Origin of the sequence: Cupriavidus pauculus (genome assembly GCF_008693385.1) — a bacterium.
Classification (GTDB): domain Bacteria; phylum Pseudomonadota; class Gammaproteobacteria; order Burkholderiales; family Burkholderiaceae; genus Cupriavidus; species Cupriavidus pauculus_D.
On the sequence record NZ_CP044067.1, the window covers coordinates 753,084 to 778,042 of the forward strand.

The window sequence follows — 24,959 nt, forward strand, 5'->3', positions numbered from 1 at the left end:
GAAACCACATGACATGACCGATGCGCTTCGATCTGACCGATATGCGGCTGTTCCTGACGGTCGTGGAGACTGGAAGCATCACGCGGGGCGCGCGGGCCATGCATCTGGCCCTCGCATCGGCCAGCGAGCGCATTGCGGGCATGGAGGCGGCACTGGGCACGCCGCTGCTCGATCGCAACCGGCGCGGCGTCAGTACGACGGCCGCGGGCGATGCGCTCGTCCGGCATGCGCGCGAGATACTGGGCCGGGTCGAGCAGATGCGCGGGGAGTTGCGCACGTTTGCCACCGGGCTCAAAGGTCGTATCCGCCTGCTGGCGAACACTGCGGCGCTCGGCGTATTCCTGCCGCCGCGGTTATGCCGCTTCCTGACGGAGAACCCCGATCTTTCGGTCGATATCGAGGAACGCACGAGTGTCGATATCGTGCGCGCGCTGGCCGATCGGCGCGGCGACCTGGGTATCGTGGCCGATACGGCCGACCTCGGCGCGCTGCAGACGCATGTGGTCGCGCGTGACCAGCTGGTGGTAATGACGAGCCGCGCCCACCCGATGGCGTCGCTGGACAGCGTGGCGTTTGCCGACGTGCTCGATCAGCCTATCGTCGGCATGGCCGATAGCGCGCTCGAGACCTATCTGGGCGAACGCGCGTCGCGCCTCGGGGGGCAATTCAACTTCCGCGTGCAGCTTCGCACGGTGCACGATGTAGCCATGCACGTGGAAGCGGGCATCGGCGTGTCGCTCCTCTCCGAAGCCCTCGCGCGGTCGGTCACCCGCGACGTGGCCATTCTTCCGTTATCGGAATCCTGGGGCGCACGCCGCCTGATTCTTTGCGCGCGGGACTTCTCGAAACTATCGCCGCATGCCGTGCTACTGGCGCGAGAGCTGATGGCACCGACCGTCTGAGGGCTTGCGGATCGTGCGATGTGCGCGTCACCGTCGGTGATTCGTCACCGCTTCCAGGCACATTCCATCAGAACTTCGGGCGACTGGGCGGTTCGGGTCATGGTTGCCGGGCGCCGCGAAGAACTGGATGCCATAGCGCTCGCTGTATTGATCGAGCACCTTCTTGAGGCCGCGCATATGCACGGGCTGGCCGTCGTCGGAAAAGTCGCCGGGCAGCGCGATATTGGCGGTATCAGGGCAGCGCCATGCCGAACTGCACGAACGGATGGTACGTGTTCGCGTTCATGATCAACGCGTAAATCGGCCCGTTCCTGACCAGCACGCCCGCGTCGCCGGCCTGGAACAGCGCGACATCGCCGGACGGGTCCGCGGCGTTGAAGGCCTGCAGGGCGCCGAGGTTGACCTTGCCCGGCGTGGGCTGCGCATAGTCGAGCGTGAACGACGGCGTCGTGGCGGTCGTGGCCGCGCCGGCCTGCGTGCCGCCCGTGCCGCTGAACAGGCTGGCCACGTACGTGGCCGCGGGTGCGCGCGTGCCCGTCCCTTCCACGCAGTTGCCCATATCGGGAAGGAAGTAGGTGCCGTTGTAGGTGCCGGGGAGGTCGGGATGATCGACGGTGGCGTCGAATACGCCGGTCGATACCGCCGGCGCGCCGCTCGAACCGTCGTAGGTCACCTTTCCACAGAGGGCCGCGGACGTGACGCCAACGAATGTTCCATCGAATGCGTTCGGCTGCAACGCCGTGGCGGGCGCGAGCAGCGACAGCCCGACCTGGGCGTCGGCGATCGTGTTGAGGAGGTCGCTAGCCTGGGCGGGAATGAACGAGTAGCCGATGCGGACGATCACCGGAATGCGCTGGGTGCCGACCTTGCCGACGATCATGATGCCGTGTGCCTGCGTCGGCGACAGCAGGACGATCGGCTGCGCGATGCCGACCGACGCGTAGGGCGACCCGGACGACCTCGAGCGGCTGATGAACACGTTGTCCTGCGTCAGGTCCGCATTCTGGCGGCGCGTCCACGGCGTACCCGTCGTGCTGCACGAGTACCCGGTGCCCTCCGCCGTGCAGCTACCGTCCGCATTGAGCGTTTCGGTCCAGTTCGCGGGTTCGGGCCCCCAGCCCTGCGGGCGCGCGGTCTGGTAGCTCGTGCCCGTTGGCGACATATACATGCCGACCTCGTGGTAACGGCCCGCTACCTGCGACAGGTCCGTTTCCGTCTGGGCAAACCCGATGAACGGGAAGCTGTCGAACGTGCGTCCCGGCACCGCGCCGAGGTTACCGAGCAATGCCACGCCGTCGTACTGGATCGTCGCGCCGGGCGTACCGCCGGTCACCGCGTCGAAGCCCGCGAACAGCATCGGCGGGTTGGCCGGATTGATCGTGACCGCATAGCTGGCGTCGGCGGTCTGGCCGTCCTGCAGCACGAATGCACAGCGGTTCTGTTCGGCGGTCGGCAATGTCGTCGGATGCGTGAAGCTGCCTTCGATCGTCAGGCCCGTGCGTGTCTGGTTGACTTGTCCGGCAGCCGTCGGCACCGCGGACGCGACGAACGTCATGCGATACCGCCGCGTCGTCGTATCGAAGCCGATCTTGATGTATTCGCCGCCGGAGGAGGCACCGGTGAACGTGGTGCCGTAGTCGAGCGATGCGGCGCACAACGGTGTAACCGGTGTCTCCGGCGTGACGGGATCAGTGACCGGCGGCACGGGATTCGTGGCGGGCGGCGGTGTCGTGGCCACCGGCGCCGCCTGTGCCGGCGGATCGTCGCTTCCGCAACCGCTCAAGGCGGCCAGCAGCGGCAGTGCCAGCAAGATGCCACGCGTGGACGTGGCAAGACCCGGATGTGTCCATCCCGTTTTTTTCATTTTTGATTTCCCCGGTACCCCAAATCGAACAATCCGCGGCTCGCTCTGATGATTTGTCTGGCGAGTCTTGCGCGACTATAGCATTGCCGTGGTCTACCGCAGCAGCATCCACGCGCCAATGGCGAGTGCGATCCACATGCCCACGACCAGTGCAATGCCCCAATAGCTCGTCGGTCTGGCGCGTTGTGCATCGAGCCATGCTTCCGCCTGCAAGCGGGAAGCGGCGAGCACCTCCGCGGGGATCAGGCGGATGGCCAGCCAGATGAGTCCCGGCAGCAGCAACACATCGTCGAGATAGCCGAGCACCGGAATGAAGTCGGGGACGAGGTCGATCGGGCTCAGCGCGTAGGCCACCACGACCATGCACAGGGCCTTCGTCAGGAACGGCGTGTCCGGATGCCGGCAGGCGAAATATAGCGTCACGCCGTCGCGCTTGATGCGTCGCGCCCATTGGCGGAGATCGTCGGTCAGCGGCATGGATCCGGGTGGTGAGATTGGGTGAAGAGCCGGCGTGGAGAGACGCGTCATTGTAGACAGGGAATCCGGCTCGGCTAGAATGCCCGCATGACGCAAATCATTGTCTTCCACTGCTGAGTCGCGTGCGCCCTGATGTCGGGGTGCTTCAGGCGATTGCCCTGGGTGCCGGGCTTCGGTCCGGCTGACCGACTGCACCCGCGTTCGCGATGAACGCCGCGGTGCTTATGGAAGATTTGCGTCATGCACTCACCTACCCTTCTCGTCAGCGGTATCTCGGGCCAGCTCGCCCAGCTTGTCATGGCGTCCTTGCTCGGACATCCCTCTCTCGTCGGCACCACGCGTGCGCCCGAACGGCATCGACATCTGGCCTCGCATGGCGTCGATGTCCGGTACGCGGACTTCGACCAGCCAGCATCGACGACCCACGCATTCGAGGGCGCCGACCGGTTGCTGCTCGTCAGCACCGGCGCCGAACACTGCGGACCGCGCCGCGTGGCGCAGCACCGTCACGCGATTTCGGCGGCGGGCGAGGCTGGCGTCGAGCGTCTGGTCTACACGTCGCTATTGAACGCCGACACGTCCCCGCTCGGCCCCATCGCCAGCGATCACGCGGCGACCGAAGCGATGCTGCGCGAAAGCGGCCTCCGTCACGTCGTGTTGCGCAACGCGTTCTACATGGACATGCTGTTGATGTCGCTGCAACGAGCGATTGCCACGGGCGAGTGGATCTCGGCTGCGGGCCAGGGGCGTGTCGCATACGTGACGCGCGGGAACTGCGCCATGGCGGCGGCCGCCGCGCTGCGTTCAGACGTGGGGCAGGACATGACGCACCATCGGCGCGTGGACATCACGGGTCCGGACGCGCTGAGCGGCGAGGACGTAGTCGCCATTGCCAACGCGGTACTGGGGACCCGGATCCGGTTCGTCCCGGTGACAAAGGAGGAAGCCGCAAGCCGGTTATCCGCAAGCGGCATGCCGCCTCCCATGGCGGCGCTGCTGGCTTATATCGACACGTGCGTGGCGCAGGGCGCGATGGCGCCCGCGAGCGACGATTACCTGCAGCTGACAGGCGAGCGCGCAACGTCCGTGGAGGCGTTTCTGATCGCGCATCGCGACACGTTGCTCAACGCAGCATCAACCTGACGGTCTCGGCAGCCGCACGCGCGACCGCGACAAGCCTGGCCTCGCCCATGCCCTCGCGTGCGCCTGCCGACAACCCCGACATCACGAGCGCCACATAATCGGTGACGGCACCGGCCTGCTTTGAATGTGTCGTCGCGATATAGCGCCGCACCTGCGCGCGCCTGGCTTCCGCGACTCGCCTCGCCAGCGTGGCGCTTTCGCTGTCGTCGTTGCCGCGTGCCGATTCGAGCACCAGACAGCCGCGGCGGCCCGGGTCCCGCGAGTAGCGCCGTGCCGCGCGCTCGAGCAGGTCGGCGATCGCTTCGGCGGGCTCTCGGCCGGGACGCAGGACATCGGCCAGCACGAGCTCCGTGCGCGCATAGCGTTCGAGCACGCGCTCGAAGAACGTGGCCTTGCTGCCAAAGGCCGTGTAGAAGCTCGGCGGCTTGATGCCGAGCGCCTCCGTCAGTGCGCTCAACCCCACGGCGTCGTAGCCTGCGGCATGGAACAGGCGCTGCCCTTCGGCCAATGCCGCATCCGGATCGAAGCTGCGGGGACGACCGCGGGCCGGCTTCTCGGTTAATAGTTTAGTGCTCACTATAGAAATCTCTTGCGACCGTATGCAACGAAATATATAGTGATCGCTACATTAATTCAAGGACACCGCCATGGAAGCACGCAACATGGAAATCGGAATGATCGGCCTCGGCGCGATGGGCCAGGCCATGGCACGCAATCTCGTGCGAGCCGGCCATCGCGTCAAGGCGTGGAACCGGTCGGGGGGATCGATCGACGGCGTGACGATGGTCGCGTCGCCCGAAGAAGCGTTTCAGGGCGATGCGGTGCTGACCATGCTGTCCGACGACGACGTCATCCGCTCCGTGCTGCTGGACTCCGCCGTGCTGAGCCGCGCCCGGCCCGGCGTCGTCCATATCGTCATGGCCACGATCTCGGTGAGCTTTGCGCGCGAGCTCGTCGCGCAACACGCGGCGAACGGCGTGGCCTATATCTCCGCCCCGGTACTGGGCCGCCCCGACGTGGCCGCGGCCGGCGAACTCAACGTGCTGGCCGCCGGCGCGCCGCAAGCCATGGAGAAGGTCCGCCCGCTATTCGATGCGATCAGCAAGCGCGTATGGGACATGGGCGCCGAACCGCCCACTGCTAACGCGGCCAAGGTGGCCTGCAACATGATGATCGCGATGGCCATCGAAGCGATGGCCGAGGCGGTCGTGCTGACGGAATCGAACGGCCTGCCCCGCGCGCAGTTCTTCGACCTGATCCTGAACACGCTGTTCGGCAGCCGTTCGTATCAGGTGTACTCGGCCAATATCGCGGGCAACCACTACGACCCGGGCTTCAAGGCTTCCCTTGGCCTCAAAGACCTGCGCCTGGCCTCGGAAGCCGCGGCAGACACGGGTCGCACGCTACCGATGCTGGCCGCCGTCCACGACCGCATGGCGGAAACCGTGGCGGCCGGCATGGGGTCCCGAGACTGGTCGGCCATGGCGGACTTGACGATCGGGACCCGCTGATGTCCCGCTGACGTCACGGATGTCGCCGTCAAATCCCCGCGTACCACTCGTACCCGCGGTCTTCCCAGTAGCCGCCGCGTCCGCCCCATAGCGCATCGAACGACGACACGACCTCGATGCGCATCAGGTACTTGGCCTGCTTGTAGCCGAGCTGGCGCTCCACGCGCAGGCGCAGCGGCGCGCCGTGGGCGACGGGCAGGTTCTTGCCGTTCATCGCATAGGCGAGGATCGTTTGCGGATGGTAGGCGTCGAGCAGGTCGATGCTTTCGTAGTAGCGCCCGCTGCCGTCGAGCGAGGCTTCCAGTTCGTCGGCGCAATGGAACACCACGTAGCGCGCGCCCGGTTTCAGCCGCGCGAGGTCGAGGACGCGGCCGAGCGCCACGCCCTGCCACTGGCCGATCGCGCTCCAGCCTTCCACGCAGTCGTGCCGCGTGATCTGCGTGCGAGACGGCAGCCGCTTCAGGTCCGCGAGCGTCAGGCTCAGCGGCTGCTGGACCAGCCCTTCCACCTTGAGCCGCCAGTCGGCAAACCCGTTCTCGCTCAGGCGGAGGTATTCGTCGGAATCGGGCGCCTGCGTGCCATTGGCGCGAAAGACGGGCGACAGGTCCGCGAGACGGTACTCGGGGGCGAGCTTCTGCCCGGACAGCAGCAGCCGCTGGCTGGCCTCGGTCAGTTTCTCGGTATTGCGCAGCACCGCCCCGAACGATTCGCTCTGCGTCATGCGATCGCACCCGGCAAGGATGCCGGACCCGGCGGTCGCGATCAGGCCCGCCAGCATGCGGCGGCGTTTGAGGTCGACTGTCATTGATCGTCCTTCGCGCGTTCGATGGCATAGCGCCCGGTCAGCATCGATCGCATGTTGTTCCAGAAACCCGAGAGCACAACCATCAGCACATGCACGACCACGAACAGCACGAGCGACGACGCCGTAAGGAAATGCAGCGTGCGGGCCGAGGGCCGGCCGCCGAACAGGTCGGGCAGGAACGGGAACGCCGCGTCGAGGCCCGGCGACATCGTCAGTCCGGTCAGGACCATCAGCGGAATGAGCACCAGCGCGACGACGAGGTACGTCATCTTCTGCAGCGCGTTGTAGCGCCGCGCCTCCTCACCCTTCGGAAAGCGAAGGCGCGCGTGATCCCGCACCTCGTGCCAGAGATGCCGCGGCTTCAGCTGATCGGCGTCCGGCAGCAGATCGCGACGGATATGGCCGCGCCACAGTCCGTGCAGCAGGTAGACGAGTCCGTTGAAGACCAGCAGCCACGCAAACAGGAAATGCCAGTTCCTGCCGGCGCCGAGGTCGTGGTACGAAGGAATCGTGAGCCACCCCGGAAAGGCGGACGCGGCAATCAACGCATGGTCCGCGTCCGCACCGAACTTGCCCCAGTAGAGCCGCGGGTGCGCATTGAAGATCTGGAGGCCGCTCATCAGCAGGATGGCGAGGCAAAGCACGTTTGCCCAGTGGGTGATGCGCACGATCACGGAGTGCCGTGCGACGAATCGATGATTGCTGTTCATGCGGGATGCCTCAAAAGGCCAAGGGTGGCCGGCTGGCACCCTGTACCAGCCGGCGTGAGCAGGACGCCCGAACGGATTACATCGGCGGCACGACGCCGTTCTTGCCGACGATCAGCTGGCTCGCGGACAACGCGCCCGATGCATCCTTCTGCGTGGGGATGAACACGACCGTGCCCGGCTTCACGTCGTCATGCGTGGCGGGTGCCAGCGTGACCACAGGCGTGCCATTGGGAATCGAGATCTTCTTCTCCTGCCCGTGATAGTTGACGGTCACCACGCTGCCATTCACGGACTTCACCGCATCGCCAACGGTAGCGTTGGTCATCGAGCTGTTGGGCTTCAGGTCCCAGCCATAGCTGCCCTCGCCGCGCCCTTTCATCGCGGGCGGAAAGATCAGCACTTCCAGCGCGCCATCGCCGCCCTCGGCCTTGGGCAGCGAGGCAATACCGACGAAGTCGCCGGGCTTGATATCGCCGGTGCTCGCGCGCTGCACGGCCGATACCGCCCAGCCGTCCGCGAGCTTGATCGTGACCGGCTGCCCTTCCCGCGATTTCACCTGGAGCTCGTTGCCGGACAGCGCGGTCACGGTACCCCGCACGCGAACGGTCTGGTCCGCGGCATGCGCGGCGCCCATGGCGCCCACGGCAAGCAGCAGGCCCGTCAGGGTGCCGGTGATGGCGCTGGTAAACGTCCTGTTCAGTCGAGAGACTGTCATGTTCTATTCCTTGGCGTGGCGCATCGTCTGAAAGGGCCGTCGAAGGCTGCGCCGTGACCTTCGACCGCATGCTCCATCCAACTAGTTGGTAGGTAGTAAAGATAAAAAAATCATTCACGCCTGGCGGCGCGCAGCATCGCCTCCACACTCAGCGCGACATCGGCTTCTGTCGTGGCCCAGTTCGCCACGCTGATGCGCATGGCCGTGCGCCCCTGCCATACCGTGCCACCGCACCAGCAAACGCCCTCGGCCTGCAAGGCATCGATGACGGCGCGCGTTTTTTCCGCGGAGCCGAACGAGACGAGCACCTGATTGAGCACGACCTCGTTGAGAATGTCGTAACCGGCTTTCGACAAGCTTTCGGCGAACAGGCGCGCAAAGCCACATGACCGCGCAACAAGGTCCGCGACACCCTCGCGGCCGAGGTGCAGCAATGCCGCCCATACCTCGACACCCCGTGCTCTTCTGGAAGATTCGGGCGTGTAGTGCGACGGATGGCGCGCCGCGTCGTCCCCCTCCGCCAGATACGCGGCCGTTGCCGACATGGCTGCCCGCAGATCGCCAGCGTTGCGCACGAACACGAGGCCGCTGTCGTAAGGAACGTTGAGCCATTTGTGTGCATCGGTCGCCCACGAGTCCGCCTCGGTAAAGCCTTGGGTCAGGGCGTCGAAGCCGCGATGCGCGAGCGCCCAGAGACCGAACGCGCCATCGACATGCACCCACGCACCGGCCTCGCGGGCCAGCCGGCATACCTCGGCCGCAGGATCGAAATCCCCGGTGTTGACGTTGCCGGCCTGAATGCAGACGATCGTGCGGTCATCGAGCGCGGGCAGCAGTTCGGCGCGCAGTCGTCCGCGCCCGTCGGTCGGCACGCGAATGACGCGGTCTCGTCCGAGGCCCAGCAACGACAGCGCCTTGAGCACCGTGACATGGACCTCGTCACCGACGATCACGCGAAGTTCCGGCGCGCCATACAGGCCCCGGGCCTCGACATCCCAGCCCTGCCGCGCCAGCAGCGCATGCCGCGCGGCGGCCAGCGCGGTAAAGCTGGCCATCGAGGCGCCGCTCACGAAGCCGCCGGCGACATCTTGCGGCATGCGCAGGAGATCGCGCATCCATTGCAGCGAGACATCTTCCAGCGTCGCCGCGATCGGCGAGGTCCAGCGGAAGCATGCGTTCTGATCCCATGCCGTGGCCAGCCAGCTGGCCGCGACCGTTGCCGGCAGCGCGCCGCCGATCACCAGACCGAAATATCGCCCGCCCGATGTGGCCACCGTCGCCGGCGAGCCGATCGTATCGAGCCGCCGCAGGACTTCCGCCGCCTCGACGCCTTGTTGCGGCAGCGGATGGACCAGCGCTTCGAGTCGCAGTTCGGCCTCGGGCGCCGGCACGACCGGGCGGTTCCGAAGGCCGTCGAGGTAGGCCGTCGCCCGTTCGGAGGCATTCTGTAAAACGGCGTGCGAATCGGCCCGCGGTTCGGCGTGCGGTTCGGCGTGCGGTTCGGCGTGCGGTTCGGCGCGGCGCGGGGTGTCGTGCATGGTCAGAGCAATCCGATGGCGGAGGCCTTGAGTGTCGCCGCGGCCCGCGTCGTGCAACCGAGCTTGCGGAACACGCTTTCGATGTGCGTCGCGACGGTGCTCGGGCTCAGGTTCAGCTCACGCGCGGCTTCCTTGTTGGTGGCACCGCGCGAGATCGCGCGCAAGACGTCGGACTCGCGCGGCGACAACCGGAACCCGGGCTCCGTGCGATCCACCACCGGACGCACGATGCCGCTGCCACCGGAGACCAGCGCATCGACAGCCTCGCCACACAGCCGGCCCGCGTCGGCCTCCTCGCGCAGTTGCCGGGCCGCGGCCTCGGCCGGCATCGCCGCGCGCCATGGACGCGGGGAACGCATCGCGACCCAGGCCACCGACGCGGCCAGCACGCGGGCTTCGGGCGACAACGCCTGATCCCGCGCCCCGCGGAAATAGCCGGAGCCATCGAGCCGTTCATAGGCAAATGAGGCAAGCGTGGCGGCGGCGCCGAGCGGACCCGCCCATGGCCCGGCCCGGGACGTCCAGTAGGGAACGAGCCGCACCTTTTCCCAGGCGCTGCTGGAAAGATGCGCGGTCATGTTCCAAATCTGGATGGGGACCGAGGCGCGCCCTAGCCCATGAATCAATCCGGCAAGATACACACGCTCCTGCGTGGCCTTGCTTGCGGCAAGGCGCGTCATGGCCTGTGCGGCGGTGCCCGCGACCGCGCGCGAGAAGCCCGTCATCCAGGGCAGCTTCAGATCGATGACATCGGCGATCAGCTCCGCCGGCGTCATGCGTTCCATCTGCGGCGTGGTCAGCGCCATGTCGAGCGTTTCGGGCGCACTGCCTTCGAGTTCCGCGAGCCAGTCGGCCGCATGCCGGGCCGCGATCGACGCGAGCGTGGCAGGATACCTGCGGTCGCCGCGCGCCTCGATCTTGCCGAGCGCGTCCTCGATGCCGTCGATACGGGTCAGGACCTCGATATCGCCGGCCAGCGAGACCACCGACACGGTGACCGGCACCGCGTCGCCCGCCAGATGCGCGGGTTGCCCGGTGCCATCCCACGATTCGAGGATATGGCGCAGCGTCGTTTCGGTAGTGGAAGACAGCGACAGCATGCGGCTGACTTCGGCCGACACTTCGCAATGGATCTCGGCGAGCGGCCGCAGCACGACGCCGAGGTTCGCGACTTCGGCCACGGGGCGAATGCCTTCCGGACGCCCTTCGAGCATCGCCACGCGTACCGCGATGTCATCTCCGAACAGATCGGCAAAGCCACCCGCATTGGCGGTACAGCCCGACCAGCGCAGCAGCGCCGCCTCGCGGACGGCGGCCTGCACGGCCGGGTCCAGCCCCGCAACCTGCGCCAGACGCATGGCAAGCCATGCCGTACGCACCGAATGGTTCGTCGGCTGGCCCATGCTCAAGTCGCCGACGAAGGCGAGCGCTTTCACGACATCGAAGACGCGAAGCTGATGGCGCCCGCGGTAAATCTTGTCTTTCATCGTGACTCGGGGGTCTGAAACAGTCACGACTATAGCGCGTCGGCGCCGGAGACGGGCATCGGTCATTCAACCGATTCCCTGCCCCCTTACGGCGTCACTCCACGCGGATATTGCGCGCCTTGACCAGCTCGTGCCAGCGGGCCGATTCGGTCTGCAGGAACGTCTTGAACGCCTGCGGGCTGTTGCCGACCGGATCGAGGCCCGCCTGCTGCAGCTTCGCCTTCACGGCAGGATCCGCCACGGCCTGCTGCACGGCATTGGCGATGGCCTGCACGCGGTCCGGCGGCGTGCCTTTCGGCAGGAACACTGCATTCCATTCGAGCACCTCGTAATTGGGCATGCCGCTCTCCGCCATGGTCGGCGTATTGGGCAACGCGGCGACGCGATGCTTCGACGTCACCGCAAGCGCGCGCAGCTTGCCGCCCGTCACGTACTGCAGCGTGGAAGCCGAGTTACCGAAGTACGTGGCCACCTGCCCGCCCATGACATCGGTCAGCGCGGGCGCGCCGCCCTTGTAGGGCACGTGCAGCAGCTCGATCTTTGCCTGATCGTCGAACATCTCCGCCGCGAGATGCGAGCCCGTGCCCGCGCCGGCCGATGCGAATGTCAGCTTGCCGGGCGCTTTCTTCGCCGCGGCAACCAGATCGGCAACGGTCTTGTACGGCGCGTTCGTGGCGACCACGAGGATCTGCGGCGCGGTGGCCACCAGCGACACCGGAATGAAATCGCGCGCGGGATCGAACGGCAGCTTGCGCAGCGCGGCGTTGACCGCGAATGCCGATGCGTCGTACAGCACCGTGTAGCCATCGGCCGTGGCCTTGGCAACGTTATCGGCACCGATCACGCCGCCCGCGCCGGGCCGGTTGTCGATGACGATGGTCGTGTTGAGCAGCTCGCCCATCTTTTGCGCGACGATGCGCGCGGTATTGTCGGCGCCGCCGCCGGCCGAGTACGGCACCACCATCCGGATGGGCTTGTCCGGAAACGCGGCGATGGCAAAGGCCGGCGTCATGGCCGCGAGGATCGCCATGGCATTGCCAAGGCGTTGCAGGTACGTCTTCATATTGCTTGTCTCCGTGAATCCTTGATGTTCTGTCTTGCCGCCGCGTTGCCGCCCGCCTACTCGCTGCCGAATCCGTATAGCCGCGCGGGGTTGTCCACCAGAATGCGGTGCCGCACGGTGTCGTCGCCGGCCCAATCCGTCAGCAGATCGAACAACAGGGCATCGTCCGGCTTGCGGTCGGGCTCGGTGAAATGCGGCCAGTCGCTGCCCCAGACGAGGCGCTCCGGTGCCGTGCGCACCCATGCCTTCGCGATGGGGGCGATATCGGCATAACGCCCGGCCTCGCCCACTATCGAATCGAGATAGGCGCCGGACAGCTTGAGCCAGCCGTTGCCGCGCGCGAGCAGTTCCGATACCAGCGCGAACGCCGGATGGTCGGTGCCGCCCGGCAATGGCAGGCGCGCCAGATGGTCGAACACGATCGGCGTGGGCAGCCGCAGCAGCAGATCGCGATGCGCGGCGAACTGGTCCGCGGTCCAGTGCAACTGGAGGTGCCAGCCCAGTCCGGCGATGCGATGGGCAAGCGTCTCCACCATGTCGAAGCCCACCGCGGCGTTGGCCTGCGTGTACAGCGAGAATCGCACGCCGCGAATGCCACCGGCGTGCAGTCGTTCCAGCGCGTCGTCCGTGACATCGGGATGCAGCACCGCGATCCCGCGCGTGCTGGCCGCGCCGAGGCGCGCGATCGCATCGAGCGTGGCGCTGTTGTCGGTGCCGTACGTCCTCGGCTGCACGATGACCGCGCGACGCGTGCAGAGCAGCGCCTGCACACGCCGGTAGTCCTCGGTCGTGGCCTGCTCGACCGTCGGCGCAACCGCCTGGAAGCGCGAATCGTAGATATGCAGGTGCGCGTCGCAAGCATTGGCCGGCGTCGTGCTGCCCGGCAGTGTCTGCGCCCCGCTGCTGGGCACCTGCAGCACGGGTGTGCCGCGAGACTCAGGCATCGCGGCGCGTCCTGTCCGCGGCCTCGCGCACGAGGTCGCCATGCTGATCGAGCGTGGGCGCGGCAAACGGATCGGGGCCCGGCGTGCGGCCGAACTTGACCGGCCGCGTAAAGCCACGATAGCGGCCGACCACGGGATGTTCGAACGTCGCGATCATGTCTTCGGCCGTCACCTGCGGAAAGTCGAACATGTCCTCCACGCTGCGCGCCGCCGAGCAAGGGACTTCCTCGCCGAAGATGGCCTCCCACTCCATGGCGGAGCGCTCGCGCAATGCCGCGTGCAGCGCCGGCACGATCTCGTCATGGTGCTGCGCGCGCTTGCGCACGGAATCGTAGCGGTCGGTCTTCAGCAGATGGGCCAGTCCCGTCTTCTCGCACAGCGCCTGCCAGAAATGCGGGGTGTTCGCGGAGATATAGATAAACCCTTCGCGCGTCGGGTGGATGCCCGTGATCCCGCCCGAACGCATGTCGCGCCCGACGTCGCGCGGCTCCGAATCGGCCCAGATCATGCGGGCGGACTGCATCGTCAGGGCCGAGCGCAGCAGCGAGACGCCCACGTATTGCCCCTGCCCGCTCTTCTCGCGCTCGTAGAGCGCGGAGGCGACCGCGCCGGAGACCAGCGAGGCCGCGTAGTAGTCGACGATGGAACCGTACAGGATCTCGGGCGGCCCTTCCTTCCTGCCCTGCAGCGTGCACATGCCCGTCATCGTCTGCAGCACCTGGTCGTAACCGGCCTTGTCCTTGAGCGGACCGGTCTCGCCATAGCCGCTCACCGCGCAGTAGATCAGGCGCGGATTGGACTCGCTCAGCTGTTCGTAGGCGATGCCCAGCCGTCCCGGCACGCTGGGGCGGAAGTTGTGCACGAGCACGTCCGCCTCGTTTGCCAGCGCGCGCAGGCGTTCGAGATCCGCGGGCTGCTTCAGGTCGAGCATGACCCCGAACTTGCTGCGATTGACGCCCAGGAACGCGCGGCTTTCCGTTTCCAGCGTCGACGGATACTTGCGCAGATTGTCGCCAGCGGGCGGTTCCACCTTGATGACGGTGGCACCCTGATCGGCCAGCAGCGAGCAGCCGTACGGGCCGGCGATATAGGCGCTCAGGTCCAGCACCTTCACGCCGCTCAGCGGGCCGGGGCGCCCGGTACGGGGCGCGCCAAAAACGTGTTCGCCGGTCTTGGCGTCGGTATCCATGCAATGCTCCTGAATCGGTGGTCGTCGATCGTCGTGCTTCAATCGGCGACGATGTTCTGTTCCTTCGCCAGCGCCTTCCAGCGGGCGACATCGGCCGCGATCGTCTCGGCGAACTGGTGCGGCGTCACGGGCTTCGCCTCGGCGCCTTCCTTGAGAATCGCATTCCGGATCGCGGGCTTGTCCAGCGCGCGGTTCACGGCAGCGTTCAGCTGCGCCACGATGGGGGCGGGCGTGCCGGCGGGCGCGAGGAAGCCCCACCAGAGTTCGAACTCGTAACCGGGCACCGCGGTTGCCATCGGCGCGAGATCGGGCGCGATGGGGCTCGGCTTCGCGCTCGTGATGCCCACGGCGCGGACCTTGCCCGCGCGCACCATCGGCAGCAGCGACGGACCGCTCGAGATCAGCAATTGCGTCTGATTGCCGATCAGATCGGTAATGGCGGGACCCATGCCCTTGTACGGCACGTGCTGGATCTGGAGCTTGCCGGCCTTGGCCTTGAGCAGCTCGGTGCCGAATTCGTTGACGCTGCCGGGGCCCGACGATGCGTAGTTGTACTTGCCGGGGTTCTTCCGGATCAGCTCGATCAGTTCCTGCGGGGTCTTCGCGGGCAGCTGGTTGCTGACGGCCACGATAAACGGTCCCTGCGCCACCATCGCCACCGGCGCGAAGCTCTTGACCGCGTCGTAGGTCAGCTTCGTCTGCACCGCGGCGTTGGTCGTCATGCTCGACGATACGGCCACGAGCGTGTAGCCATCGGGGGCGGCCTTCGCGGCCATCGATGTTCCCGTGTTGCCGCTCGCGCCGGGGCGGTTGTCGATGATCACCGGCTGCTTCAGGTCCTCGCCGATCTCCTTGGCCACGATGCGCGCGAAGATATCGTTCGACCCGCCCGGCGGGTACGGCACGATGATCGTGATGGGCTTCGAGGGATAGGGGCCGTCAGCGGCCAGTGCGGGCACGGCCAGCGTGGCGGCCGTGGCGATCCATGCGATGGACGCAATGGAGGCGATGGATGCGAGCTTGCGGCACGACGGTGAGGTCGTCATGGTGTTGTCTCCGGATATCGTTTTAATGGTTGTGCTGCGCGATGACAGTCGGCAGTATCAGGCGGGAATCAGTCCCATTCGCCTGCCGATCTCGACGATCGCCTGCGCGCGGTGCACGAATGGGGGATCGATCATCTTGCCATCGACGACGTAGGCGCCGATGCCCTCGGCTTCCGCGCGCGCCGCGGCTTCGACGACGCGCAGCGCATGGGCGATTTCCTCGTCGGACGGACGGTAGACGTCATTGGCCAGCGCGATCTGCGTCGGGTGGATGCAGCTCTTGCCGATAAAGCCGAGCTGGCGAGACATCTCCGCTTCCGCGCGGAACCCGTCGGCATCGCGGATATTGGCGAAGACGGTGTCGTATGCGTAGACATTGGCTTCCGCGGCGGCCATGCGTACCGCGAACATGGCGGCGTGGATCGCGGCGACATTGCGCCGGTGGATGCCGTTGGGCTCGAACAGATCGCCGAGGCCCAGTTGCAGGCCCGCCACGCGGGGATGCGCGGTGGCCAGTTCGGCGGCGCGGCGCAGCGCGGCCGGCGACTCGACGTTCAGCAGCAGCCGGACTTTCTCGTCCTTACTGGTAAACCCGTTGGCGCGCTCGGCCTTTTCGACCGCGTCCGCGGCGCGGCGCACGTCTTCGGGGCTTTCCGGCTTGGGCAGATTGACCACATCCAGTCCGGGGAGGACCACCGCGGCGATATCGGCTTCGAAGTGCGGCGTCGTGAGGCCGTTGACGCGGACGATCAGCGTCTTGCCGGAGGTCCGCGCCATGTCGGAACGCAGCATCTCCGCCAACAGCTTGCGCGCCTCGCCTTTGCGGTCTTCCGCCACCGCGTCTTCGAGGTCGAAGGACAGCGCGTCGGCTTCGCTGGCGAATGCCTTGGGGAAGAACTCGGGCCGCGACCCCGGGACGAACAGTTTGCTCCTCATACCGACACTCCCTCTCTGTGGATGTTTGATGACTCAGGAGTTTGCCCAAGGCGATCAACAAGATAAACTATACTTTTCTACCTTCACACCATAGAAACTCTATGGAAACCGCCTACCTTCGCGCCTTCGCGCTCGTCGTGGAAACCGGCACGCTGGCGGAGGCGGCCCGCCGCCTCAATGTCACGCCCGCGGCCATCTCCCAGCAGATTCAGGTTTTGGAGCGGCAACTGGGTACAACGCTGCTGGGCCGGGCCGGCCGCACGGTGGCGCCGACCGAGTCCGGACGCCGGCTCGCGGAACGCAGCGTGCTGCTGCTGAGCCAGGTGGACGAGTTGCGCAGCTGGGTCAATCAGGCCGAAGAGATGCACGAACTGCGTATCGGCACGATCAATACGGCGCTGCACAGCCTGTTGCCCGATGCGCTCGCGCGCTTCACCAACGCGCATCCGGATGTCTCGGTCCATATCCGTTCGGCCACGTCGGGCGAACTGTTCGAGGCCGTCAAGCAGCTGGAACTCGATGCGGCGGTCTGCCTGCACCCGCCGTTTGCGTTGCCCAAGACGTTTGCGTGGGAATTGCTGCGGCAGGAACCGCTCGTGGTCCTGGCCCGGGCGCGCGACCGGCAGACTGATCCGCACGAACTGCTGCGCACACGGCCGCTCATCCGCTATGACCGGACGCTGGGCGGCGGCAAGCAGGCCGACGACTATCTGCGCAAGAACGGCATCACGCCCGCGCTGGAACGCTTCGAGCTGAGCTCGCTGCTGGCCATCGCGATGATGGTCGATCGCGGGCTTGGCGTATCGCTGATTCCGGATATCGCATCGCCGCTGACGGCTCGGCTGCAGGTGGCCAAGCTGGCCTTGCCGATTCCCTCCGAACCGCGGCGGTTCGGCGTGTTGTGGCGCCGCACGTCGCCGTGCGCGAGCCTGATCAAGTCGTTCCTCGCGCACGCGCGCGTGGCGGCGCGGACCTAGCCATTGTTGCCCCGGTGACAACATACTGAAGGCCTCCAGGACCCTACTGGTGCGCGCGTCCCGTTACTAGAATCCGTCACACGGCTGGCCGCCAAAGCGAGCCGTCCAGTGCCCTTCCCCACTCGATCGACAGGATTCTGAAAATGAGCGCAACCACCCGCAACGTGCAGCCGGTTATCACCCCCATTGGCAAGGAGGGCTCTGGCGAACTCGTGTCGTCTCGCTACGGCGTGCGTATCGGCGATGTCGATGTCGTGCTGATCAGCGACGGCGTTCTGCCGCTGCCGACGTCCACGATGTCCACCAACGTGAGCGAGGCGGATCGCAATGCATGGTTCGACGGCCGCTTTCTCCAGCGCGACATGTTCGACTGGGCGCTGAATATCGCGCTCGTGCGCAGCGGCGACAAGCTGATCCTCGTCGACTCGGGCGTGGGTGACGGGTTCGAGTACTTCTCGCGCGCCGGGCAATCGGTGATGCGGCTGGAGACCGCCGGCATCGACCTGCATGCGATTACCGATATCGTGATTACCCATATGCATATGGATCACGTCGGCGGCCTGAACGTCGATGGCGTCAAGGCCAGGCTGCGTCCCGACGTGCGCATTCACGTGGCGGCCGCCGAAGTGGAATTCTGGAAGCATCCCGACTTCAGCAAGACCGTGATGCCCGAGGCGGTGCCGCCCGCCCTGCGCAAGGCCGCGGCAAAGTTCGTGGAACTCTACGGCGAACATATCGTGCAGTTCGACCGGACCGTCCAGGTCGCGCCGGGGGTATCGGCGCGCGTCACGGGCGGACATACGCCGGGACACTGTGTGGTGGACGTGGCGTCGCAGGGCGAAAAGCTGACCTTTGCCGGCGATGCGATCTTCGAAGTCAACTACGACAACCCCGACTGGCAGAACGGCTTCGAGCACGATCCCGAGGGCGCCGTGGATGTCCGCATCGCGCTGTTCGAGGAGGCCGCCGCAACGGGCTCCCTGCTGGCCGCCGCGCACGTCGCGTTCCCGTCGATCGGTCATGTGGCCAAGACCGGCAACACCTACCGGTTCGTGCCGGTGCAGTGGGATTATTGATTCATCGCCAATTTTTTCCGGGAAATGTCTTAGATTTATTTATGAAGTTTCCCGGATAAAATAGGAAGCCATATTTTACTTAAACATTGGCAATGTCATAAACCATGACGAAGTAAACGATATATTTATCTCGCGCCTCCATTCAACAAACTGTTCCCCGGAGGAGCGACATGAATACGACTTTCCGTCATGCTGTCAACGTGTGTACCAACGTGTGTGCCCGCGTGTGTGCCCGCGTGTGTGCCAGCGTGTGTGCCACCGCGGCTGCCTCGCTGTGCGCTGGCATGGCAATGGCACACGCCAAATCCAGCGTCACCTTGTATGGCGTGGCCGACGCCGGCATCGAGTATCTCAACAACGTGCCCACTGCCTCGGGCGGCGCCAGTCAGATCCGCATGACGTCGGGCAACATGGCCACGTCCCGCTGGGGCATTCGCGGCACCGAAGATCTCGGCAACAGCCTGCGTGCGGTCTTCCATCTCGAGAGCGGCATGCTCGTGGATACCGGCGCGCAGGGCAACCGGACGCGCCTGTTCGATCGCAGCGCCTACGTGGGCCTGGCAAACCGGTACGGCGGCGTGACGCTCGGCCGCCAGACGACGCCGATGTTCGACACCGCGCGGCGCTTCGACCCGATGGGCTTTTCACCGCGCTATGGGCTCGTCAGGAACGACGTCATCCTCGCGGGCCGCGCGGACAACGCGGTGAAATACAGTGGCACCCTCGGTAGCCTGACCGCTTCCGCGCTGTATAGCCTCGGCCGCACTGGCGGCGGCGAGCTGCCGGGCAACCACAAGGTGGACCGGAACTGGGGCGCGGCGCTCGCCTATGGCGCGGGCGCGCTGTCGGCAGGCGCGGCCTACGACGAGTTTCAGGGGGCATCCGCCGCAAGCGCGGACCGCAGGGACCGCCGCGCGCTGATCGGCGCCAGCTATGCCATGGGTCCCACCACGATCTTTGCCGGCTATCGCTGGTACGGCGGCAACACGGGAAGCCTGCCCACCCATCGTTCGAACCTGTACTGGGCCGGGGTGCGCTACGCCCTGAAGCCGGCGCTGACGCTGGCCGGCGCCGCTTATTACACAGACGCCCGGGACACAGACACCCGGGCCAGGAACGCCGACGCCCTCATGTTCGTGGCATCGGCCGATTATGCATTCTCCAGGCGAACCGATGTCTACCTGAACATTGGTTACGCGCTCAACCGGGGCGCGTCCCGGCTGGGCATGAATGGCTATGGCTCCGTACGCGGCAAGTCCGCCCATGTCGTCACGGGCAAAGGGCAGAGCGGCGTGGTCATGGGAGTGCGCCACCGGTTCTGACACACCGACCGCGCCTGCGCTGCAATGCAATACGACGGCTTTCATCCTGACGCCCTGACACGCAGCGGTAAGAGATACAACCGGACTTGCACGCCATGGCTCAGCCACTCACGTGCGGCTTGTCGGATTGATCGCGATTGCCCTGCTCGTCAGGCGGCGAGGCCTGCTCGTTCATGATCTCGTTCGGTGTGGGCTTGCGGTCTGCGTCGCGCTTTGGTTCGCCCGCTGACGACGCGGTATCGGCGTCGGCGGAAGGATTCTGGCCACGCTCCGACGTCGTCGGCTTGCGCGCGGGATGATTGATGCTCGTCTCCTGATGCTTCATGTCGAACTCCTGTGTGAATGCCGGATGCGAATGTTGCCTGCGGGGTGTGGACGCAAGGGTCATGCCCATGCATCCGCCTGCGCCACGCTCACGGCGCCATCATGTAGATCAGGCCGACCGCCGATGCACGCATTACACGGCGTCGCCATGGAATTCGATCCGCCTGCAAACACCGTGCACATCGCGCGAATCCCTCGCGGATAGGGCGACGCGCGCGTGCAGGAAACGTTCGTCGCGGGTACTGGGCATACTCGTTGCGCATCGGGTCTCGGCACACTCACCGCCAAAAGGAGATTCGATATGTTCGTTCACAACAAGCGCCTGCAATACACCGTCCGCGTGGCGCGGCCGGATCCCGGCCTCGCCAATCTGCTGCTCGAGCAGTTTGGCGGCCCGCAGGGCGAGCTCGCCGCCGCGTGCCGCTACTTCACCCAGGCGCTCGCCGAGGAGGACCCGGGCCGCAAGGACATGCTGTTCGACATCGCCACGGAAGAGCTGAGCCATCTGGAAGTCATCGGCTCGCTGATCGCCATGCTGAATCGTGGGGCCAAGGGTGACCTCGCGGAAGGCGTGCAACAGGAAGCCGAGCTGTATCGATCGCTGCAGGGCGCGGGCAACGATAGCCACGTCACGCAGTTGCTTTACGGCGGCGGCCCCGCGCTCATCAACTCGGCGGGCGTGCCATGGACCGCCGCCTACATCGACAGCATCGGCGAACCCACCGCGGACCTGCGCTCGAACATCGCCGCGGAGGCCAGGGCAAAGATCATTTACGAGCGCCTGATGAATGTCACGGACGATGCGGACGTGCAGGAAGCGCTCGGGTTCCTGATGACCCGGGAAATCTCGCATCAGAAGTCGTTCGAGAAAGCGCTGTACTCCATCACGCCCAACTTCCCTCCGGGCAAGACGCCCGGCGATCCGCGCTTTGCAAGCGTCTACTTCAAGATGTCGCAAGGCGAAGCGATGCGTGGTCCCTGGAACGCGGACAGTACGTTCGTCTTTGTCGAGAATCCGCCGCCTGCGGTCGATGGCGGCGACGGCCTCGCGACCGTGGAACTGCCCGCCGATCAGCAATCCACGCTGGAAGCCTTTGCCATGCGCGGCGAGTCGGACGTGAATAGCGACCCGGTCACCGGCGCCGATCTCGGCAAAGCCGGCGACGACCTCGACGGTACGGGCGAAGCGGATCCCCCCGCACGCAACAAGCGCTGATGCCGCGCTGCGGGGCCGGGCGCTGGCACGGCCCCCGACATCTCACGGCATGATGCAATGCCGTGAGCGCCACGACTGGTAAAGGGTTGCTCAGTCGAGCCCCCCTTTAGAACGGTATGTTCGAGACACCAACGAAGCGATCCTTCGCAAAAAGACCACATTAGGCAAGATCCTCTAATTTGCTCCGCTTTGTCGATTTTTGTGCATGTCATTGTCTGTACCGCAAAGACGCCTCGTTCATCTCCTGAACAGTGGCGCGCAGCTTCGCATCGTTCGATCGGTCCTGAATCGTTCCCCCGTCTATTGCGAACTTTCCCCCGCGAATGCATCGGGTCCAATCGAGATCATCCCGATGTGGCGCATTCGGAAACTACTTGCCACGAACGCCGTCCGGCTGGATACCGGCGACATGGCGACCGCCAGGGAGATCGTTCTCGCGACGCGCCCCGCTCCCGGTGACGACAATGGCGGCAATGGGCAGAAAGACCTGCCCGATACGTGATGCCGGCCCGTCTCGCGACGTTCGCAGAGACGGTAAAAGCTTTTACATCCGGCGCGAAATCTTTGACTTCTCGTCGCGCGTGCCGCGGTCCAGTATTAGGTGCTGGCTGGGGCGCCTCGTCATGCAACCACCCCGGTCTGCCTCCGTTCCTGCCGAGGGTTTCCATGCCGAGTCCGATCGACGTAGACATTACACGCAGGCTGTTCACCGCGCTGGGCGGGGCCATTCCGCTGGCGATGGCATTGCCGGCGGCCGCCGCCGATTCGAAAAGCCGGGCGTCGGCTGGCGCCAGTCCGCCAGCAAATCCCGCGGCGGCAGAGACCAGGCCGCCGCCGGGCTTGCCGATGCACGAAGGCTACGCGGAGGTCATCGCGCGCATGGCCTACATATGGGGCTGGCCGATGGTGAACATGCTGAATCGCTTCGCGCGCATCACGCAGGCCCCGCATCCGGGCCTGCTCAATGGCGTGCTACCCGCCGCGCCCCGCGGGCAGGTCGGCATGCTGCACGACTACATCGACCCGGCGGAAACGTTCGTGACCTGTCCGAACCAGGACGTGGTCTACGGACTGGGGTTCTTCCAGCTGGATGAAGAGCCGGTGGTCGCTCAGGTGCCCGACTTCGGCGACCGGTTCTGGGTCTACGCGCTGTACGACGCGCGCACCAATCAGTTCGGCCAGGTCGGCAAGCCGTACCGGACGCGGCCCGGTTTCTACCTGCTGGCGGGCCCCCAGTGGAAGGGCAACAAGCCGTCGGGCATCGCGTCGGTCATTCGCTGCCCCACATCGCTGGCCAACGCCATTCCGCGCGTGTTCATGAACGACACGCCCGACGATCGCCGCGCCATTCAACCGGTGCTCAACCAGATCATCTTCTATCCGCTCAAGCAATTCGATGGCCGCATGAAAACCATCGACTGGGCGAAGGCACCCGAGATTCCGGGCCCCAAATCCGAGGCCGGCGCCGGCGGCGGCGAGACCCGATGGGTCATCCCCGAGACGTTTTTCGATCAGTTCGGGCAGGTGCTGGACACCGTGCCGCCCCTGCCCGGGGAGGAAGCGCTCTACGCGCAGTTCCGGTCGCTGATGGAAGTTGCGGGCCGCGACGAGGACATCCGGAAGCACCTCGTCTCCGTCGCCGTCAGCACCGAACGCGACGCAATCGGACCGTTCTTCGAATGGCGCCGCAACGGCCTGCCCGCTGGCAACGGATGGAACCGCTCGACCAACAACGCGCAGACGGGCTTCGACTACTTCGATCGTACGGGCACGGCCAAATCGAACATGTTCGACAACCGGCCCAATGAGACGCAGTACTTCTATACCGACGTCGATGCGTCCGGTGCGGCGCTCAACGGAACGAACAGCTACGAGGTCGTCTTTCCCGCCGGACAGGAGCCCCCTGTCAATGGCTTCTGGTCGCTGACGCTCTACAACGACAAGCATCTGTTCCACCCGAACGAACTCAAGCGTTATTCGCTCGGCACGAAGAACGCGACCCTCAGGCGTCAGGCCGATGGTTCGCTGACGCTGTATGCGGGATCGCGGTCCCCAGGCGCGGCGCGGGAGTCGAACTGGCTGCCCGCCCCCGGCGGATCGTTCTCGCTCTACATTCGCGCCTACTGGGGCAAGACGCCCATTCTCGACGGCGCCTGGAAGCCGCCATCCATCCGGAGGATGGCATGAACAGAACGAACGTCTGCTCGCTCGCGCTCGCCGCCATGGCGTTGTCGCTCCCTGCCCTCACCCATGCGCAAGGCTCGCGCTACGACGCGCTGGCCAACGCCCCGTTCGACAAGGACTATCCGACGCCGGACACTACCCGCACGCTGCGCGACGAACTGGTTTTCCAGCGGGCCACGCAGGCCTATCTCTGGGCGCTCCCCGCCATCAACATCTGGGCGATGAAGGAAAACTCCGAGAAGACCTTTGGCGGCGGCTACAACGTCCTGCCGACGTGGAAGGAGCGCATCCGGGCGTCGACGCAGGTGACCACGCCGAACTCGGATGTGGTGTACGCCATGGGGTATCTGGATCTGAAGCAGGACGGCCCGCTCGTGGTCGAGGCGCCCCCGGGGGTACAAGGCATACTCGACGACTTCTTCCAGCGCCCCCTCGTCGGTCCCACCATCGACGGCCGCGCATGGATCGGTGATGTCGGCCTTGCGGGGCCCGACAAGGGCAAGGGTGGCATCTACGTGCTGCTGCCGCCCGACTACAAGGGCGAGCCGCCGAAGGCGAGCCTGCCCAAAGGCGCGTTCGTTTACCGTTCGCGCACCCACAACGTGTTCCTGTTCTGGCGGACGTTCTTCAGCGATCCGAAAGACCTGTCGAAGGCCAATGCACAGATCGCGGCTACGCGCATCTACCCGCTTGGCCAGAAGGCCTCGGCCAGACCGATGCAGTTCCCCGACGGCAATGCCAAACCCGCGAACCTGCTGTTTCCGCGCGATGCCAGCTACTTCGACATGCTGTCCCGCTTTATCGACAGCGAGACCGTCGATCCCGCGGACATGGACATGCGGGGCTTCCTCCATACCATCGGGATCGAAAAGGGCCGGCCGTTCTCCCCCACGCCCGAGCTGCGCGCAATGCTCGACCGCGCCGCACAGACCGGGTTCAAGATGAGCAAGGTCGTGATCACCGATATGGTGACGCGCGAGCCAGGCGGGCTCTACTATCCGGACCGGCAATGGGTCAATGTGTTCGCCGGTGAAGACACGTCGTTCCAGTCCGGCCGTACGTTCACCAATCTGGAGCAGCGCTCGGGCTACTACACCAGTGCGTATTCGGCCAGCCCGGGCATGGTGAAGAATCTGGTGAACGCGGGCGCCAAATACCCGGTCACGTTTCGCGACAAGGATGGCAACTTCCTCGATGGCGGGCAATCGTACAGCCTGCGCCTGCCGCCCAATATTCCCGCAAAGAATTTCTGGTCGGCAACGGTCTACGACGGCACGACGGCGTCAGGCCTCGACAACGGACAGGATCATCCGTCGCTGAATCAGATGGACAAGCCCATGCAGAACGCGGATGGCTCGATCGATCTGTACTTCGGCCCGAACGCGCCCGCCGGCAAGGAAAAGAACTGGCTGCGCACGCTGCCGGGCAAAGGCTACTTCGTGATCCTCAGGCTGTACTCGCCCGAGGAAGCGTTCTTCAGCCAGACGTGGAAACCGGGAGACATCGAGAAGCGCCGTTGACCCGGCGCCA

General features: G+C 65.8%; 24 protein-coding genes. 10 read left to right on the forward strand and 14 right to left on the reverse strand.

The genetic code is table 11. From position 1 onward, the window contains the following. The first annotated feature begins 20 nt into the window (after nt 1-20). Nucleotides 21-902 (forward strand): LysR family transcriptional regulator, encoded by an 882-nt coding sequence (locus tag FOB72_RS21675; protein ID WP_150374768.1) that lies wholly within the window; start codon nt 21-23, stop codon nt 900-902. Nucleotides 903-1,134: 232 nt separating this feature from the next. Here FOB72_RS21675 and FOB72_RS21680 read toward each other — a convergent pair whose 3' ends face one another. Beyond that, nucleotides 1,135-2,766, reverse strand: coding sequence for a DUF2957 domain-containing protein (locus tag FOB72_RS21680; RefSeq protein WP_150374769.1), 1,632 nt, complete (start codon nt 2,764-2,766; stop codon nt 1,135-1,137). Between the two features lie 93 nt (nt 2,767-2,859). Beyond that, on the reverse strand, nt 2,860-3,243 hold the full coding sequence (locus FOB72_RS21685; RefSeq protein ID WP_150374770.1) for a YkvA family protein: 384 nt from the start codon (nt 3,241-3,243) through the stop codon (nt 2,860-2,862). A gap of 240 nt (nt 3,244-3,483) precedes the next feature. Here FOB72_RS21685 and FOB72_RS21690 point away from each other — a divergent pair, with 240 nt between their 5' ends. Further along, on the forward strand, nt 3,484-4,386 hold the full coding sequence (locus FOB72_RS21690; RefSeq protein ID WP_150374771.1) for an NAD(P)H-binding protein: 903 nt from the start codon (nt 3,484-3,486) through the stop codon (nt 4,384-4,386). On the opposite strand, the gene FOB72_RS21695 is transcribed toward FOB72_RS21690, so the two are convergent. Beyond that, a complete protein-coding gene (locus FOB72_RS21695) occupies nt 4,367-4,963 on the reverse strand; it encodes a TetR/AcrR family transcriptional regulator (RefSeq protein WP_150374772.1) in 597 nt (198 codons plus the stop codon). The two genes, FOB72_RS21690 and FOB72_RS21695, sit on opposite strands and share 20 nt — an antisense overlap. Before the next feature lie 85 nt (nt 4,964-5,048). Between FOB72_RS21695 and FOB72_RS21700 the strand changes: the two genes are divergently transcribed. Then, nucleotides 5,049-5,897, forward strand: coding sequence for an NAD(P)-dependent oxidoreductase (locus tag FOB72_RS21700; RefSeq protein WP_150377317.1), 849 nt, complete (start codon nt 5,049-5,051; stop codon nt 5,895-5,897). 28 nt (nt 5,898-5,925) lie between these two features. Here the strand turns inward: FOB72_RS21700 and FOB72_RS21705 are convergent, their stop codons facing one another. The 10 genes from FOB72_RS21705 to FOB72_RS21750 form a co-directional block, all read right to left on the reverse strand. After that, entirely contained in the window at nt 5,926-6,702 is a 777-nt protein-coding gene (locus FOB72_RS21705) for a molybdopterin-binding protein (protein ID WP_150374773.1), read from the reverse strand. Continuing rightward, on the reverse strand, nt 6,699-7,412 hold the full coding sequence (locus FOB72_RS21710; RefSeq protein WP_150374774.1) for a cytochrome b/b6 domain-containing protein: 714 nt from the start codon (nt 7,410-7,412) through the stop codon (nt 6,699-6,701). Before FOB72_RS21710 ends, FOB72_RS21705 begins: the two co-directional genes overlap by 4 nt. 76 nt (nt 7,413-7,488) lie before the next feature. Next, a complete protein-coding gene (locus FOB72_RS21715) occupies nt 7,489-8,127 on the reverse strand; it encodes a hypothetical protein (protein WP_150374775.1) in 639 nt (212 codons plus the stop codon). A gap of 110 nt (nt 8,128-8,237) precedes the next feature. After that, nucleotides 8,238-9,665, reverse strand: coding sequence for a pyridoxal phosphate-dependent decarboxylase family protein (locus FOB72_RS21720; protein ID WP_150374776.1), 1,428 nt, complete (start codon nt 9,663-9,665; stop codon nt 8,238-8,240). Between the two features lie 2 nt (nt 9,666-9,667). Next, the gene (locus FOB72_RS21725) at nt 9,668-11,152 is read right to left on the reverse strand and encodes an HD domain-containing phosphohydrolase (protein ID WP_150374777.1); all 1,485 of its coding nucleotides are present in this window, start codon (nt 11,150-11,152) and stop codon (nt 9,668-9,670) included. Between the two features lie 94 nt (nt 11,153-11,246). After that, complete coding sequence (locus tag FOB72_RS21730) at nt 11,247-12,215, reverse strand: tripartite tricarboxylate transporter substrate binding protein (RefSeq protein WP_150374778.1); 969 nt, start codon at nt 12,213-12,215, stop codon at nt 11,247-11,249. A gap of 56 nt (nt 12,216-12,271) precedes the next feature. Then, nucleotides 12,272-13,159 carry an amidohydrolase family protein gene (locus tag FOB72_RS21735; protein ID WP_150374779.1) on the reverse strand — a complete coding sequence of 296 codons (888 nt, stop codon included), beginning with the start codon at nt 13,157-13,159 and terminating at the stop codon, nt 12,272-12,274. Next, a complete protein-coding gene (locus tag FOB72_RS21740; protein ID WP_150374780.1) occupies nt 13,152-14,348 on the reverse strand; it encodes a CaiB/BaiF CoA transferase family protein in 1,197 nt (398 codons plus the stop codon). The genes FOB72_RS21735 and FOB72_RS21740 overlap by 8 nt, the downstream gene beginning before the upstream one ends. 38 nt (nt 14,349-14,386) lie before the next feature. Next, a complete protein-coding gene (locus tag FOB72_RS21745) occupies nt 14,387-15,394 on the reverse strand; it encodes a tripartite tricarboxylate transporter substrate binding protein (protein WP_150374781.1) in 1,008 nt (335 codons plus the stop codon). 57 nt (nt 15,395-15,451) lie between these two features. Then, nucleotides 15,452-16,330, reverse strand: a complete 879-nt coding sequence (locus tag FOB72_RS21750) for an HpcH/HpaI aldolase/citrate lyase family protein (RefSeq protein ID WP_150374782.1) — start codon at nt 16,328-16,330, stop codon at nt 15,452-15,454. Between the two features lie 101 nt (nt 16,331-16,431). On the opposite strand from FOB72_RS21750, the gene FOB72_RS21755 reads away from it, so the two are divergent. The 3 genes from FOB72_RS21755 (at nt 16,432) to FOB72_RS21765 (ending at nt 19,705) form a co-directional block, all read left to right on the forward strand. Beyond that, nucleotides 16,432-17,307: a LysR family transcriptional regulator gene (locus FOB72_RS21755; RefSeq protein ID WP_150374783.1), complete on the forward strand. Its 876-nt coding sequence runs from the start codon at nt 16,432-16,434 to the stop codon at nt 17,305-17,307. Nucleotides 17,308-17,450: 143 nt separating this feature from the next. Beyond that, nucleotides 17,451-18,383 (forward strand): MBL fold metallo-hydrolase, encoded by a 933-nt coding sequence (locus tag FOB72_RS21760; protein WP_150374784.1) that lies wholly within the window; start codon nt 17,451-17,453, stop codon nt 18,381-18,383. Between the two features lie 236 nt (nt 18,384-18,619). After that, the gene (locus tag FOB72_RS21765; protein WP_223851851.1) at nt 18,620-19,705 is read left to right on the forward strand and encodes a porin; all 1,086 of its coding nucleotides are present in this window, start codon (nt 18,620-18,622) and stop codon (nt 19,703-19,705) included. 100 nt (nt 19,706-19,805) lie between these two features. On the opposite strand, the gene FOB72_RS21770 is transcribed toward FOB72_RS21765, so the two are convergent. Beyond that, nucleotides 19,806-20,030 carry a hypothetical protein gene (locus tag FOB72_RS21770; protein ID WP_150374786.1) on the reverse strand — a complete coding sequence of 75 codons (225 nt, stop codon included), beginning with the start codon at nt 20,028-20,030 and terminating at the stop codon, nt 19,806-19,808. A 300-nt stretch (nt 20,031-20,330) separates the two neighbouring features. Between FOB72_RS21770 and FOB72_RS21775 the strand changes: the two genes are divergently transcribed. The 4 genes from FOB72_RS21775 to FOB72_RS21790 all read left to right on the forward strand — a co-directional run bounded on the left by FOB72_RS21775 (nt 20,331) and on the right by FOB72_RS21790 (nt 24,949). After that, nucleotides 20,331-21,245: a manganese catalase family protein gene (locus FOB72_RS21775; protein ID WP_150374787.1), complete on the forward strand. Its 915-nt coding sequence runs from the start codon at nt 20,331-20,333 to the stop codon at nt 21,243-21,245. 205 nt (nt 21,246-21,450) lie between these two features. Next, on the forward strand, nt 21,451-21,747 hold the full coding sequence (locus FOB72_RS21780) for a hypothetical protein (protein WP_150374788.1): 297 nt from the start codon (nt 21,451-21,453) through the stop codon (nt 21,745-21,747). Between the two features lie 164 nt (nt 21,748-21,911). Further along, nucleotides 21,912-23,432 (forward strand): DUF1254 domain-containing protein, encoded by a 1,521-nt coding sequence (locus FOB72_RS21785; RefSeq protein ID WP_150374789.1) that lies wholly within the window; start codon nt 21,912-21,914, stop codon nt 23,430-23,432. Next, the gene (locus FOB72_RS21790) at nt 23,429-24,949 is read left to right on the forward strand and encodes a DUF1254 domain-containing protein (protein WP_150374790.1); all 1,521 of its coding nucleotides are present in this window, start codon (nt 23,429-23,431) and stop codon (nt 24,947-24,949) included. The genes FOB72_RS21785 and FOB72_RS21790 overlap by 4 nt, the downstream gene beginning before the upstream one ends. Nucleotides 24,950-24,959: the final 10 nt, after the last annotated feature.

What these genes read in the sequence shown, in the direction of transcription:
- FOB72_RS21675 (WP_150374768.1), top strand. Translation starts at nt 21, where the DNA reads ATGCGCTTCGATCTGACCGATATGCGGCTGTTCCTGACGGTCGTGGAG.
- FOB72_RS21680 (WP_150374769.1), bottom strand. Translation starts at nt 2,766, where the DNA reads ATGAAAAAAACGGGATGGACACATCCGGGTCTTGCCACGTCCACGCGT.
- FOB72_RS21685 (WP_150374770.1), bottom strand. Translation starts at nt 3,243, where the DNA reads ATGCCGCTGACCGACGATCTCCGCCAATGGGCGCGACGCATCAAGCGC.
- FOB72_RS21690 (WP_150374771.1), top strand. Translation starts at nt 3,484, where the DNA reads ATGCACTCACCTACCCTTCTCGTCAGCGGTATCTCGGGCCAGCTCGCC.
- FOB72_RS21700 (WP_150377317.1), top strand. Translation starts at nt 5,049, where the DNA reads ATGGAAATCGGAATGATCGGCCTCGGCGCGATGGGCCAGGCCATGGCA.
- FOB72_RS21705 (WP_150374773.1), bottom strand. Translation starts at nt 6,702, where the DNA reads ATGACAGTCGACCTCAAACGCCGCCGCATGCTGGCGGGCCTGATCGCG.
- FOB72_RS21710 (WP_150374774.1), bottom strand. Translation starts at nt 7,412, where the DNA reads ATGAACAGCAATCATCGATTCGTCGCACGGCACTCCGTGATCGTGCGC.
- FOB72_RS21715 (WP_150374775.1), bottom strand. Translation starts at nt 8,127, where the DNA reads ATGACAGTCTCTCGACTGAACAGGACGTTTACCAGCGCCATCACCGGC.
- FOB72_RS21720 (WP_150374776.1), bottom strand. Translation starts at nt 9,665, where the DNA reads ATGCACGACACCCCGCGCCGCGCCGAACCGCACGCCGAACCGCACGCC.
- FOB72_RS21725 (WP_150374777.1), bottom strand. Translation starts at nt 11,152, where the DNA reads ATGAAAGACAAGATTTACCGCGGGCGCCATCAGCTTCGCGTCTTCGAT.
- FOB72_RS21730 (WP_150374778.1), bottom strand. Translation starts at nt 12,215, where the DNA reads ATGAAGACGTACCTGCAACGCCTTGGCAATGCCATGGCGATCCTCGCG.
- FOB72_RS21735 (WP_150374779.1), bottom strand. Translation starts at nt 13,159, where the DNA reads ATGCCTGAGTCTCGCGGCACACCCGTGCTGCAGGTGCCCAGCAGCGGG.
- FOB72_RS21740 (WP_150374780.1), bottom strand. Translation starts at nt 14,348, where the DNA reads ATGGATACCGACGCCAAGACCGGCGAACACGTTTTTGGCGCGCCCCGT.
- FOB72_RS21745 (WP_150374781.1), bottom strand. Translation starts at nt 15,394, where the DNA reads ATGACGACCTCACCGTCGTGCCGCAAGCTCGCATCCATCGCCTCCATT.
- FOB72_RS21750 (WP_150374782.1), bottom strand. Translation starts at nt 16,330, where the DNA reads ATGAGGAGCAAACTGTTCGTCCCGGGGTCGCGGCCCGAGTTCTTCCCC.
- FOB72_RS21755 (WP_150374783.1), top strand. Translation starts at nt 16,432, where the DNA reads ATGGAAACCGCCTACCTTCGCGCCTTCGCGCTCGTCGTGGAAACCGGC.
- FOB72_RS21760 (WP_150374784.1), top strand. Translation starts at nt 17,451, where the DNA reads ATGAGCGCAACCACCCGCAACGTGCAGCCGGTTATCACCCCCATTGGC.
- FOB72_RS21770 (WP_150374786.1), bottom strand. Translation starts at nt 20,030, where the DNA reads ATGAAGCATCAGGAGACGAGCATCAATCATCCCGCGCGCAAGCCGACG.
- FOB72_RS21775 (WP_150374787.1), top strand. Translation starts at nt 20,331, where the DNA reads ATGTTCGTTCACAACAAGCGCCTGCAATACACCGTCCGCGTGGCGCGG.
- FOB72_RS21780 (WP_150374788.1), top strand. Translation starts at nt 21,451, where the DNA reads ATGTCATTGTCTGTACCGCAAAGACGCCTCGTTCATCTCCTGAACAGT.
- FOB72_RS21785 (WP_150374789.1), top strand. Translation starts at nt 21,912, where the DNA reads ATGCCGAGTCCGATCGACGTAGACATTACACGCAGGCTGTTCACCGCG.
- FOB72_RS21790 (WP_150374790.1), top strand. Translation starts at nt 23,429, where the DNA reads ATGAACAGAACGAACGTCTGCTCGCTCGCGCTCGCCGCCATGGCGTTG.